This is a genomic window from Burkholderia sp. Bmkn7 (assembly GCF_041103175.1).
In the GTDB taxonomy this organism is placed as follows: domain Bacteria; phylum Pseudomonadota; class Gammaproteobacteria; order Burkholderiales; family Burkholderiaceae; genus Burkholderia; species Burkholderia cepacia.
Genome location: NZ_JBGCUH010000002.1, coordinates 2,900,600 through 2,912,912, shown reverse-complemented (window position 1 = coordinate 2,912,912; position 12,313 = coordinate 2,900,600). Strand labels below are relative to the sequence as shown.

At 67.0% G+C, this 12,313-nt stretch carries 12 protein-coding genes; 5 read left to right on the top strand and 7 right to left on the bottom strand.

The annotated features are described in order from the left end of the window. Positions 1-50: 50 nt before the first annotated feature. From AB3K92_RS19040 to AB3K92_RS19025, 4 genes are all read left to right on the top strand, one after another. On the top strand, positions 51-608 hold the full coding sequence (locus AB3K92_RS19040; protein ID WP_059485469.1) for a TetR/AcrR family transcriptional regulator: 558 nt from the start codon (positions 51-53) through the stop codon (positions 606-608). A gap of 287 nt (positions 609-895) precedes the next feature. Further along, entirely contained in the window at positions 896-2,185 is a 1,290-nt protein-coding gene (locus AB3K92_RS19035) for an FAD-binding oxidoreductase (RefSeq protein ID WP_042977943.1), read from the top strand. Positions 2,186-2,202: 17 nt separating this feature from the next. After that, positions 2,203-2,760, top strand: a complete 558-nt coding sequence (locus AB3K92_RS19030; RefSeq protein WP_021163465.1) for a helix-turn-helix domain-containing protein — start codon at positions 2,203-2,205, stop codon at positions 2,758-2,760. A 151-nt stretch (positions 2,761-2,911) separates the two neighbouring features. Continuing rightward, entirely contained in the window at positions 2,912-4,258 is a 1,347-nt protein-coding gene (locus AB3K92_RS19025) for a glutamine synthetase family protein (RefSeq protein WP_021163466.1), read from the top strand. 29 nt (positions 4,259-4,287) lie between these two features. Here the strand turns inward: AB3K92_RS19025 and AB3K92_RS19020 are convergent, their stop codons facing one another. Further along, positions 4,288-5,460, bottom strand: a complete 1,173-nt coding sequence (locus AB3K92_RS19020) for an FAD-dependent oxidoreductase (protein ID WP_124923188.1) — start codon at positions 5,458-5,460, stop codon at positions 4,288-4,290. 149 nt (positions 5,461-5,609) lie between these two features. On the opposite strand from AB3K92_RS19020, the gene AB3K92_RS19015 reads away from it, so the two are divergent. Continuing rightward, positions 5,610-6,545 (top strand): LysR family transcriptional regulator, encoded by a 936-nt coding sequence (locus tag AB3K92_RS19015; RefSeq protein ID WP_059485482.1) that lies wholly within the window; start codon positions 5,610-5,612, stop codon positions 6,543-6,545. Here AB3K92_RS19015 and AB3K92_RS19010 read toward each other — a convergent pair. The 6 genes from AB3K92_RS19010 to AB3K92_RS18985 all read right to left on the bottom strand — a co-directional run bounded on the left by AB3K92_RS19010 (position 6,525) and on the right by AB3K92_RS18985 (position 12,228). Then, entirely contained in the window at positions 6,525-7,070 is a 546-nt protein-coding gene (locus AB3K92_RS19010; RefSeq protein WP_369465624.1) for an N-acetyltransferase family protein, read from the bottom strand. The genes AB3K92_RS19015 and AB3K92_RS19010 overlap by 21 nt on opposite strands. A gap of 50 nt (positions 7,071-7,120) precedes the next feature. After that, positions 7,121-7,699 carry a hypothetical protein gene (locus AB3K92_RS19005; RefSeq protein WP_060156274.1) on the bottom strand — a complete coding sequence of 193 codons (579 nt, stop codon included), beginning with the start codon at positions 7,697-7,699 and terminating at the stop codon, positions 7,121-7,123. 62 nt (positions 7,700-7,761) lie between these two features. Further along, on the bottom strand, positions 7,762-8,151 hold the full coding sequence (locus AB3K92_RS19000; RefSeq protein WP_021163471.1) for a lysozyme inhibitor LprI family protein: 390 nt from the start codon (positions 8,149-8,151) through the stop codon (positions 7,762-7,764). Between the two features lie 54 nt (positions 8,152-8,205). Beyond that, complete coding sequence (locus tag AB3K92_RS18995) at positions 8,206-8,970, bottom strand: N-acetylmuramoyl-L-alanine amidase (RefSeq protein ID WP_369465623.1); 765 nt, start codon at positions 8,968-8,970, stop codon at positions 8,206-8,208. A gap of 124 nt (positions 8,971-9,094) precedes the next feature. Next, entirely contained in the window at positions 9,095-10,714 is a 1,620-nt protein-coding gene (locus AB3K92_RS18990) for an NAD(P)-binding protein (RefSeq protein ID WP_369465622.1), read from the bottom strand. Further along, entirely contained in the window at positions 10,714-12,228 is a 1,515-nt protein-coding gene (locus AB3K92_RS18985) for a polyamine aminopropyltransferase (RefSeq protein ID WP_369465621.1), read from the bottom strand. Before AB3K92_RS18985 ends, AB3K92_RS18990 begins: the two co-directional genes overlap by 1 nt. Positions 12,229-12,313: the final 85 nt, after the last annotated feature.

The window sequence follows — 12,313 nt, the reverse complement described above, 5'->3', positions numbered from 1 at the left end:
ATCCCGCCGATCCACGCTTTCAGAGAAGTTACGATTCCCTCGTCCGTGCCGTGACGGAACTGCTCGACGAGGCGCCCCTGAGCAAGCTCAGCATTGCTCAACTGGTGCAGCGTGCAGGTATCGCTCGTCCCACTTTCTATCAGCACTTTCCCGACCTTCAGGTTGCTGCTCAGCGGGCGGCGTTGGCTAGGCTCGAGAATGCATTCACGTTCGTCGAGGAGCAGGGCAAGCTGCTGAACCCGTCGAACGTCGCGTTTGTCAAGTCGATGGAAGTGGAAACGGCGCTGATCCTTCAGCATTTGCTGGCCCATGAGTCTTTCTATCTGACCGTATTCAACGACGCAGCGACATCGACTTTTTTCGATGACCTCATTACGTTCGTCGCAGGTCGCATCCTCCCGCCCTATGAAGGAATCCGAACGGAAGCGGAAGAGGATTGCCTGACCGTGTTGGGTGGTGGTTTGGTCTGGACGGCGGTGCACTGGCTTCGCCAAGGTCCCGCGCGGCAGAATCCAGAGGCGATGGCGAAGCGCATGGCTAAGACATCAGTGACAATCCTCGACGCTTTCGGTCTTACTACCGGGTTCGCTCAGGGCGACTCAAATTAGTCGAAGGTGGGGGTAGTGCGGACGTAATCGCACCCTTCGCTCGTGCGGCCGCAATCATCAAGCGAGCGTAGTCGATCTCAGGACACACCGGAATTTCCCAACCAATATCGCGACGGAAATTGGGCTGGCCTCAGTCGGATTGCAGGTTTCAACTTGGACGAAAAAGATTCCAAGTTGGATGCATCTCGACATCAAGTTGGACGCATCGCGACAGCCCGCTTGCCCCCGTGAAATTGTCATGCTACTTTTTCATGAAATTTCTCGGCAAGAATTTCACGGGAGTCCGCATGTTCGTGCAGTCCGACCGTCACGTCGCAAGCTACTACGCCGGTACGTATCCGGAGCCGATCCCGCATCGTCCGGAACTGGACGAGCGCATCGACGCCGACGTGCTCGTCGTCGGCGCGGGGTTCAGCGGGCTGCATACGGCGCTGCGCCTTGCGCTCGCCGGCAAGCGGGTCGTCATGCTCGAAGCGAGCCGCGTCGCGTGGGCCGCGTCGGGCCGCAACGGCGGGCAGGCGCTGCTCGGCTGGTCGTGCGACATGCAGCCGCTCGAGGATTCGCTCGGCCGTGACGGCGCGCGCCTGCTGTGGGACAGCATGCGCTGGGCCGCGACCGAGGTGCGGGAACTGCCCGGGCGGCATGGTTTCGACATCGACTATCGGCCCGGCAGCCTGTGGGCGGCGGTGCGGCCGCGCCGCGTCGCGATGCTTGCGCAGGCCCGCGACGAAGCGGCCGAGCGCTGGGGCTACGACCGGCTGCGCGTGATCGAGCGGGCCGACCTGCCCGAATGGATCGGCGGCACGCGCTATCTCGCGGCGCTCTACGATCCCGAGGCCGGCCACCTGAACCCGCTGAAGCTCGCGCTCGGCCTCGCCCGGACGATCGAGCGCGCGGGCGGCCGCATCTTCGAGCAGAGCCGCGTGCTCGACTGCCGCGAAACGGCCGGGGGCCACGTCGCCCGCACGGCGCGCGGCGAAGTGCGCGCGGACGTCCTCGTGCTGGCCTGCAACGCGTATGTCGACCGGCTCGATCGCGACCTCGCGCGCCGGCTGCTGCCGGTCGGCACGTACCAGGTCGCGACCGCGCCGCTCGCGCCCGACGTCGCGCGTTCGCTGCTGCCGCGGAACAGTTGCGTGATCGACAACCAGTTCGTGCCCGACTATTTCCGGCTGAGCCCCGACAACCGGCTGCTGTTCGGCGGCGGCTGCACGTATCTCGGCGGCATTCCGGCCGATATCGCGGCGGCCACGCGCCCGCACCTCGAGCGCGTGTTTCCGCAGCTGGCCGGCGTGCCGCTCGATTACGCGTGGGGCGGCCATATCGACATCAGCATGCGCCGCACGCCGGACATCGGCCGCCTCGGGCAGCGTTTCTGGCTGCAGGGTTTCTCGGGGCACGGCGTGCTGCCGACGCTCGCGGGCGCGCGCGCGGTGGCCGACGCCGTGCTCGGCGACGAACGCCTGCTTGCGCAGTACCAGCGCATCCGCAACCCGCGCTTCCCCGGCGGCGACCGGCTCGCCGCGCCGCTGGAAGCGGTCGGCAAGGCCTGGTACCGTCTGCGCGATACCGTTTGAGTACACCGGAACCCACCATGAACGAACAGGAAGAGATAGAAAGCCTGGCGATCCTGATCCGCGACCTGCGCAAGCATCGCAAGGTCACGCTCAACGATCTCGCGGAACGGATCGGCCGCTCGGTCGGCTTTCTGTCGCAGGTCGAGCGCGGGCTGTCGCGCCCGACGGTCGCGGATCTCACCGCGATCGGCGAGGCGCTCGGCGTGCCGACCACCTATTTCTACAGCCTGAGCAAGCCGCGCAGCGTGCCGTGGGTCACGCGGCCCGACGAGCGGCGCACCGTGTATTACGCGGCCGGCATTACCGACATCCTCGTGTCGCCGAACATGCGCTCGCGCTTCTCGATCCTCGAAAGCCATCTCGCGCCGGGCGCGAGCAGCGGCGAGCGGCCCGTCGACGACAGCGACGAGCAGGGCGGTTTCGTGCTCGAAGGAGAACTGACGATCTGGATCGACGGCGACGACACACCGGTCACGCTCGGCCCGAACGACGCATTCCAGCTCCCCGCGCACAAGCGTTTCCGTTATGCCAACCTGACCGACGCGCCGACGCGCGTGATCTGGGTATTCACCTGAGTGGTCGGCGGGGCGGGCGGCATGACGGGCCGCCCCGCCACGCAGCCTGTTTGCAGTACTGATCGACATGATGCATGCGACGTGATGCATGCGCGTGAATCCGGTTCGCCGCGCTGCGGCACCGCCATACAAGACATGGAAAGGATGAGACATGGCTGACGTCGTTCCCGCGCTGGTCGGTGAAGTCCGCGCATTCCGGCAGGCGCACCCCGAGATCCGTTATGTCGACCTGATCTGCCTCGACCTGCCCGGGCATTTCTACGGCAAGCGCTACCCGATCGACGCGCTTGAAAAGGTCGCGTCGGGCTCGTTGCTGAAGCTGCCGCAGAATTGCGTGCTGCTCGGCACGCAGGGCGGCCTCTACAAGATCGGCGACTACTGCTTCAACGACGGCGACCCGGACGCGCCGCGCCGGCTGATTCCCGGCACGTTGAAGCCCGTGCGCTGGGAGCGGCAGCCGCTCGCGCAGATGCTGATCAGCTCCGACGGCACCGATTCGCCGATCGAGTTCGAGCCGCGCGAGGTGCTCGCGCGCGTGCTGCGGCGTTTCGCGGCGCGCGGCATCCGGCCGGTCGTCGCGTTCGAGCTCGAGTTCTACCTGTTCGCCGCGCAGCTCGCGGAAGGGATGCCGCAGTATCCGCGCGACCGCCTGAGCGACGATCGCGACGATCAGCCGAACATGCATATCGAGCGCCTGTCGCGCTTCTCCGACGTGCTGCACGAGATGGTCGAGGCTGCGCGCGAGCAGGGCGTCGACGCGACGGTGATCACGGCCGAGCTCGGTCCCGGCCAGTTCGAGATCAATTTCGGCCACACCGACGATGCGTTGCGCGCGGCCGACTGGTCGGCGCTGTTCTGCCGCAGCACGCGCGGCGTCGCGTTGCAGCACGGCTATCGCGCGAGCTTCATGGGCAAGCCGTACCTGCATGCGCCCGGCAGCGGGATGCACGTGCACGTGAGCCTCTACGACGATGCGGGGCGCAACCTGCTCGCGGCGGACGGGCAGCAGCCGCTGCGGCACGCGGTGGCCGGATGCCTCGCGGTGCTGCCGCACTGCATGCCCGTGTTCGCGCCGAATCACAACGCGTTCCGGCGCTACGGATCGATGGTGAATGCGGCGAGCCGCGCAAGCTGGGGCTTCGAGGATCGCGATGCGTGCATCCGGATTCCCGAGTCGGATGCGCGCAACCTGCGGATCGAGCACCGGCTCGCGAGCGCGGACGCGAACCCTTATCTGGTGCTCGCCGCGATTCTTACCGGGATGGAGCATGGGCTCGATGCACGGATCGAGCCGATCGCGCCGCTCAACGAGGATCGCGGCAGCGGGATCGATTTCCCGAAGGAGATGCTGTCGGCCGTCGCGGCGATGCAGGATCATCCGGCCGTGCGCGAAGGGCTCGGCAGCGAGTTCGTGATGGTGTATTGCGAGAACAAGCGGCAGGAGGAGCTGGATTTTCGCAATGAAATCGGTGCGCGCGAGTATCGGTGGTTTCTGTAAGCGGATGCCGACACTCGTGCGTCTTGTCGTCAGCGCGCCTGCGCCATCGGCAGGTGCGCGCCCCACGCGTTTGTCAGGGCCTCGATTTCCGCGACCGGGTCGATCTGTTGTCGCGCGCTTTCGTTGACGTTTTCGCCGAACAGCAGCTGTGCAAAATCACGCGCACGCTCGGTGATTGCCGTGGTTTTCGAGCGGCGCCGCAGCGTGAAGGAGGCGAGCGTGGCATCGAGGTTGCTGTCGTTGCGTGCCGCGTGCTCGTCGAGGCAACGGGCAAGATGCCACGCGTCCTCGAGCGCCTGGCAAGCGCCTTGTCCGGAGGTCGGTAGCGGGGCGTGAGCGGCATCGCCGATCATCAGCACGTTGTCGCGGTGCCACACGTCGACCGGATCGAGATCGTGCACGTGGATCTTCGTGATCGTGTCCGACGGTGTCGCACGTATCACGTCCGCGACCGGGGCCGGCCACGCAGCGAAGCGCCGTTCCAGCATCGTCGCAGGATCGCTTTCCGTCACCTCGCCCGGGCCGGTTTCGGGCCATGCCGCCGCCCAGTACATCCGATGCCGGTCGATTGCGACGATGCCGAAGCGCTCGCGCACGCCCCAGTAGTCGAATACCGACACCTCGTCGACCAGCGGCACATCACTTTGTGCGATACCGATCCAGTTGACGAATCCCTGGTAGACGGGCGTGTTGTGACCGACCACGTAGTGTCGCGCGACGGAGTTCATGCGGCCGTCGGCGCCGATCACGAGATCGGGGGCGATCGTCGTTCCGTTGTCAAAGTGAACGATGGCGCGGCCGTCCGTTCCGGTTTCGATGGTCGTCGCCCCGTGGCCGAAGCGGACGTCGATGCCGCGCGCGGCGACGTGCCGTGCCAGTACGGCCTGCAGGTCGCGCCGCAGGATCGAATACGTCGGGAAACCCATGCGGCGGTCGAGTGCGCGGATATCGGTAGCCTTGAGCGCGGTGCCGTGCCGGTCGATGCGTCGCATCGCGTGCAGGTGGCCGCCAACCTCGACGATGTCCGGCAGCAGGCCGAGTTGCTCGAGCACGAAGCCGGCATTCGGCCACAGCACGACGCCCGCGCCCATCGTCGATTCCGATGGCCGGCGTTCGTACAACCCGATCCGGTGGCCGCGTTCGGCGAGTGCGAGTGCGGTGCTCATGCCGGCAATGCCGGCGCCCAGAATGGCGATTTCCATCGTGCTCCTTCCTTGTGTCATTCGCGTGCTCGCCGGGTCGCGGGTTCGCGCGTCGGCGTCGCATTGACGGGATGAGCATCGTAAATTATGGTCTCGGGCGGGATAAGCCGTGAAAATCGGCACGCTTTGATACCTGAAATGGGCTAATGATGCGGAGCAAGCTGGATCTGAACGCGGTGCGTGTGTTCGTGGCGGTCGTCGACGAAGGCAGCTTCGCCGGCGCCGCGCGCGTGCTCGAGATGCCGGCTTCCAACGTGAGCCGTCACGTGGCGCAACTGGAGTCGAGGCTCGGTGTGCGTCTGCTCGAGCGCAGTACGCGGCACTTGCGCATGACCGAGGCCGGGCGTTTGCTTCACGAGCGCGCGCGACCGATGCTCGATGCGCTGACGCAGGCCGAATCCGAACTGACGTCGCAGCAGACGGAACTGCGCGGCGTGCTGAAGCTCTGCGTGCCCGGCGAAATCGGGCCGCGCATGCTCGGGCCGATCGTCGCGGAATTCGCGAGCCGTCACCCGCGCGTCGAAATCGACTGCGATACGAGCCTCGCCGGCGTGTCGACGCTGCGCGACGATATCGACCTGTCGATCATCGTCAATCGCGGGAAGCTGGACGACAGCGCATTCGTCGTCAGGCCGCTCGTGAGTTTGCCGAGCGTCGTCGTGGCCGCGCCGTCGCTCGTCGCGCGAGTTGGCTTGCCGACCCGGACGGAACAGCTCACGCAACTGCCGTGCATCACGACGTTGAGCACGCTGAAAGGGCAGCCGTGGCAATTTGCCGACGGTGAAGGGCGGATTCACAAGATTCCGGTGGCGAGCCGGTATCGCGTCAATAGCGGCGAAATGGCTGGGCTGGCCGCGGTGAACGGGATCGGCTTCGCGATTCTCGTCGAGCGCGCGTGCGCGGTCGAACTGGCCGAGGGGCGGCTGGTGCGCGTGCCGCTGGAGATGGCGCCGGCGCCGCTGGAACTGCTTGCCGCTTATGCGAGCCGGAATTCGGTCAACGCGAAGATTCGCGAGTTGCTGCGGATGATGCAGGCGCGGCTGGCGGTGGAGGCGGCGAAACCGTCAACGCGATCGCTTCGGTAACGCGCGCCAATAGCGCACCTCTTCGATAGGAGTCCCGTCGATCTCGAACGTCTTGATGTCGTCTTCGGCGACGAAGCCTTCGCGTTCGTAGAACGCCCTGGCCCGACGGTTCTTGAGCAGGACCCACAGCGATACCCACGCATGGCCCAGGTCGTGCAACGACCGGCATGCATGGTCGACCAGCGCCGCGCCGATCCCCCGGCCGCCATACGACGGGTGCAGATAGATCGCTTCGATTTCTCCCCACGCACGATCCTTGTCGGTGTCGCGTGTCGGACCGTAGGCGATCCAGCCTGCCGGCGTGTTGTCCGCGACCGAGACCGCGAGTGCGACGTGCGGCCGCCCGGCGTCGAACGCACCGCGCCACGAGGCCGTGCGCTTGTCGACCGACAGGCCGGCGAGGAACGCCGCCGGCATGATGTCCGTGTAGGTCGCCCGCCACGATGCGACGTGGATGTCGGCGATGGCCGGCGCGTCGGCGGAGGTGGCCGTGCGGATGTCGATCGCCATCGTGTTCGGTGTCATGCGAGCCTCGTCAGATCGTGTGCCGTTTGCCGCGTTGCCGCGCGCGGGATTCATTCCGCCGGATCCAGGCTGCCGTCGATCGCGAAACGGTAGCCGAGATCCACTTGCGACGCGTCGCCCGGCGTATCGGTCCGCTTCAGCACGAACTCGAACGCGGGTTCGAACCAGCCGTTGCGCGGCACTTCGCCACCGAGGACTTCGACGTCGTACCAGCCGTTGTCGAGGTCGATCACGGGCCGGCCCGGTTCGCGATAACGCGCAAGCAGCGCGTTCACCGATTCGTCGTTGAAGCGTTCGAGAATGCGCCACGTGTAAAGCATCACCGAACGGTGTTCGACGCGCAGCACGTATCCGCCGCGCCGATGCTGCAGGCGGCTTCCGGCCTTCAGCAGTTCGGGCGTGTCGTCGTCCAGCGTGAAGATGACCGTATACGGATGGTTCTCGATACCGGCCAGCGGAATGACGACGCCTTCGAGCACGGCGTTGTCGCCGCTGTCGCCGGTCGTGAACGCGGACGCGACGTTGTCCGGCAGCCGATGTGTTTCCTTGTAGCGCTTCAGCAGCAGAAGATCGCCGACGAGGAAACAGTCGATCAGGTCGTTGAGGACTTCGGAGAATTCATGCCGCATCGTCGTGTCTTTCGAAGGCGGCGTGCCGCGACCTGCACGGCGGCACACCGCGTCCGGCGAGCTTACTCGCCGAGCCTGGACGTCACGCAACCCGTGCTCGAGCACTCGCGCTCACGCTCGCGCAGGAACGACAGCCGCGACTGCGTCATGTCGTTCGCGCACTGGATGTCCACGAGGTAGCTGTTGTTGCGCGTTTCGCTGCACTGCGCATCGCGTTGCTTCAGCCATGCGAGCTGGCCGGCCTTCAGCGCGGCCTGCTGGTCGCCGCTCAGTTGCTTGCGCAGGCGGCCGTATTCGTCGTTCAGATCGCGATCGGACTGAGAGAACTGCGTGCTGGTGCAGTACACCTGGTCGAACGCGCTGCGCGGCTTCCCGCAGCCGGCCGCGTGCGCGGCGAACGGAACGGCAAGCGCGAGCAGTGCGCAGGATGCGAGCAGATTCTTCTTTTTCATGGTGATGCTCCTGACTGGGTGAAAACCGTTGGGCCCGATGGGCGATTGCATCGTTTATAGCGGCGCGGTGCACGCGTCGATCCCGCCCGCGATCGCGGCGGACAGCTTCTGGATCGTCTCGCGACGCGCAAGCCGTGCCTCCTCGTCCGGGTTGACGATCACGCCGGCCTCGACGAGCACCGCCGGAATCGGCGCGGTGCGCAGCACGACGAGATCGTCGAAGCGGTGAATGCCGAGAGGCGGATCGATCAGCGGGCGGTTCTCGCCGCGGATCGGCTGCGCGTGATACAGCGACGGCCGTTCGCCGGCCGCGACCAGCCGCTCGGCGATCGCCTTCGCGCAACGCAGGCTTTCCGCATAGTGCGGATTGCGTTCCGACACGAACACCGAGAAGCCGCGGAATTCGCGCTGCCGCCCGGCGTCGATGAACTGCTGCTGCATCGAGTCGTGATGGATCGACACGAACAGGTTCGCGTCGGGCGCCTGGGTCGAGCGCTGGTCGAGCGAGATCTCGCGGCCGTCGGCCGACGTGCGCAGCACGCGGTCGCCATGCGCGGCGAGTTTTTCGGCGACCGCCGCGGACAGATCGAGGTTGTACAGGTATTCGACGCGGCCGCTCGCGCCGGTGGAGCCCGGGTGAGCGGGCGTATGGCCGGTGTCGACGACGATGTAGCGCCCGGAGGCGGGTGCGGTGCCGGCGGTGGCCGCGGTGTCGGCCGCATGCAGCGCCGGCGGCACGCCGAGCAGCGCAGTGCAGGCGAGCACGCGCGCGGCGGCGCGCACGAACGGGCGAAGGCGTCGGATGGTTCGGTTCGTCATTGTTGTTGTCGAGGAGGGCATACGGCGCGTCGGACGGCGCGGCACCGTCGGCCTGCTCAATGCAGTCGGAATGTCGCGCGATTATAGCGGCTGGCGGCGGCGCCGCAATGACGGATGACGGCGGTCAGGCCAGCACGCGCCGGGCGGCGAGCATGCCCCAGTACGACGCTTCCTCGAACAGCGACAGCCCGGACAGGTCCGCATGCGCGAACACGACGCGGCCGTCGGCCTCGCGCAGCGCGAGCAGCCCCGGCCGGCTCAGGAAGTCGACGTCGGGTGTCGCCATCGCATGGCCGCGCACGGTGATCTCGAGCGCCGTCGCGTGCTTCCAGAGTTCGCGTCCGTAGACGGCCTGCAGGTCGATCGCCGCCTGTTCGCGCAACGCGTCGGGCCTGGCCTGGGCAAGCCAGCGGCGCGTGTCGTCCGGCGTTTGCGTACTCAATGCCTGATAGGCGGAAAACACCGAACGCGTCGGCGGCGACATCCGGATCAGCTGGTGCGTCGACACGACATAACCGAGCGCCGCGCCGTCGTACACGACGTTGTCCCACGCGAGCGGCACGCCCGCTTCCTCGGCCGGCATGCCGTCGAGCAGGAAGTTGGACACGAGCCACGGCGCGCGCGGCGGCAGGTCGCGCGCGGGGTCGAAGCCGTATGCGCCAAGCTGCGGAAACACGCGCGCCGCGACGAACAGCGGCATCGCGCTCACGACGCGCCGCGCCTTCAGCATGAACGTCGACAGCGCACCGTCGTTGCCGACGCGCGCGCACAGCACGTCGACGCCGCCCGCGCGTTCGGTCGCGCGCACCGCGAAGCCGTCGCGCGACCACGCGCCGGAGCCGGTGCGCGCGGTGATCGAATCGCTCAGCTTCGTCACCATCGTGTGCAGCCCGTCGGGCCAGGTCAGCACCGCGCCGTCGCTCGCATCGCCCGCGTGGCCGCCGCGCGACGAGAAGTAGTGCAGGCCGGCCCACGCGGACACGCGCTCGTACCCGGCGCCATAGTCGTCGCGGCAGCAGTAGTTCAGGTACCAGTGCAGCGCCTTTGCCGTGTAGCCCTCGTCGAGCAGCCACTGGCGGAACGAGCGCCGGTCCAGCGCGCGCCAGCGCGGGTCGCGCGACGATTCGGCAATCGGGATGCAGAACACCTTGCGGCCATCGGCGCCGCGCACGGTGCGCAGCCCGTCGGTGTAGGCAAAGAACTTCGCCTGTTGCGCGAGTTCGTCTGCGCCGAGGCCGGCGGTCGGCACGATGCCGTCCTGCCACTGGCCGGCGATGAAGAGCCGTTCGTCGGGCGCATGCACGAGCGCGCGTTCGTCGTACACGGGGCGGGCGGAGAACGGCGCGGATTCGATCACGCCGAGATCGGCGAGCATGTCGCGCAGGTGCGCGGATTCGAGCGACGGCAGCGGCAGGTAGTGCGCGCCCTTTGGATAACCGAGATCGCCGAAGCGGCCGCCGGCGGCATTGCCGCCGAATTCGGGGCCCGCGAGCACCGTGAAGTGCGTGTGCCCTGCACGCGCAAGCTGCCATGCGCACGACAGCCCGGCGGCACCCGCGCCGAGGATCGCGACGTCGGTTTCGATCGTGCCGGAAGGCGGCGGCAGCGTCGCATGGTCGCGCAGCGCATGGCCTTCGCGCATGCCGGGGTAGCCGACCTGCGGTGTCGTCTCGATCCAGCCGGTGCGCCCGCAGGCGGCGAGCGATGCGGCGGCCGACGCGACGAGGAACGTGCGGCGGTCCATCAGCGCAGCACGTGCTTCCAGTCGTCGTCGAAGCGGCGCACGAGCGGCTGGTCGTTGAGTTCGTTCGGCGACATCGGCAGCGCCGGCATGTCGGCCGGAAAGTGGAACATCTCGGCGGCCGTCTGCGCGTCGAGCCAGCGGGTGGGCACCGAATAATGCGTCGGGACCGTGAAATCGCGGCGCTTGCCGGCGATCACGAAGCCCCAGTCGCCGAACGACGGCACGTAGCAGTGGTACGGCCACGTGTTGAGCCCCGCTTCGTGCAGCGTCGCGATGATGGTCCAGTACGCGTGCGGCGCGAAATACGGCGACGTCGACTGGATCACCGCATAGCCGTTCTCCGACAGGTGGCGCGCGAGCAGCCGGAACACGGGCACCGAATACAGCCGGCCGAGCCCGAAGTTGGTCGGGTCGGGGAAGTCGACCACGATCGCGTCGTACACGTCGGCGTTCGATTCGAGCCAGCGTATCGCGTCATCGTTGATCACGTGCACGCGCGGGTCCTTCAGCGAGCCCTGGTTCAGCTTGACGAGCGGGGCGGACGTCGAGAACAGCTTCGTCATCGCGGGGTCGAGATCGACGAGCGTGATCTGTTCGAGGTTGCGGTGCTTCAGCAGTTCACGCACCGCGAGCCCGTCGCCGCCGCCGAGCACGAGCACGCGCTTCGCCCACGGCAGTGCGTCGATCGTCGGGTGGATCAGCGCTTCGTGATAACGATGCTCGTCGCGCGACGAGAACTGCAGGTTGCCGTTCAGGTACAGCCGCATGTCGTCGTGCCACTGGGTGAGCACGATGCGCTGGTACGGTGTCGTTTCCGAATAGATCGTCTCGTCGCCGTACACGCCGTGTTCGGCCCAGTGCGTGATGCGGTCGGACAGCACGAAGCCGGCGACGAGCAGCCCGATCACGAGCGACGCGCGCATCAGCTTGCCGCGCACGTTGCGGATCTCGTCGCGGAACAGGTGCGTCGTCCACAGCGCGACGAAGGCGTTCAGGAGCCCGAACAGGAAGCTGGTGCGCAGCAGGCCCAGGCGCGGCGCGAGCACGAGCGGAAAGATCAGCGACACGGCGAGCGAGCCGAGATAGTCGAACGTCAGCACTTCGCTGACGGTATGGCGGAATGCCTGGCGACGCTGCTGGAACGCGCGCATCACGAGCGGGATCTCCATCCCGATCAGCAGCCCGAGCGCGAGCACCAGTGCGTAAAGCGCCGCGCGGAACGGCTCGGCGAGCCAGGCGAATACCGCGAACAGCAGCGCGGCCGACACGCCGCCGAGCAGGCCGACCAGCAGCTCGATATCGACGAAGCGGTCGAGCACGTCGTCGTCCTCGACGAACTTCGCGAGCCAGGAGCCGATCCCCATCGCGAACAGGTAGCTGCCGATCACCGACGAGAACTGCAGGATCGAATCGCCGAGCAGGTAGCTCGACAGGGCGCTGCTGATCAGTTCGTAGCCGAGCCCGCACGACGCGAGCACGAGAATCGACAGGACGAGCGCACGCTTATGCAGCATGGCGCATCCGTTGTGCAGTGTTCGGCAATGTGGATATACTGGCGCGGAATTTTGTCCGCCGGCCCTGCGGGGGCCGGCCGGCGAC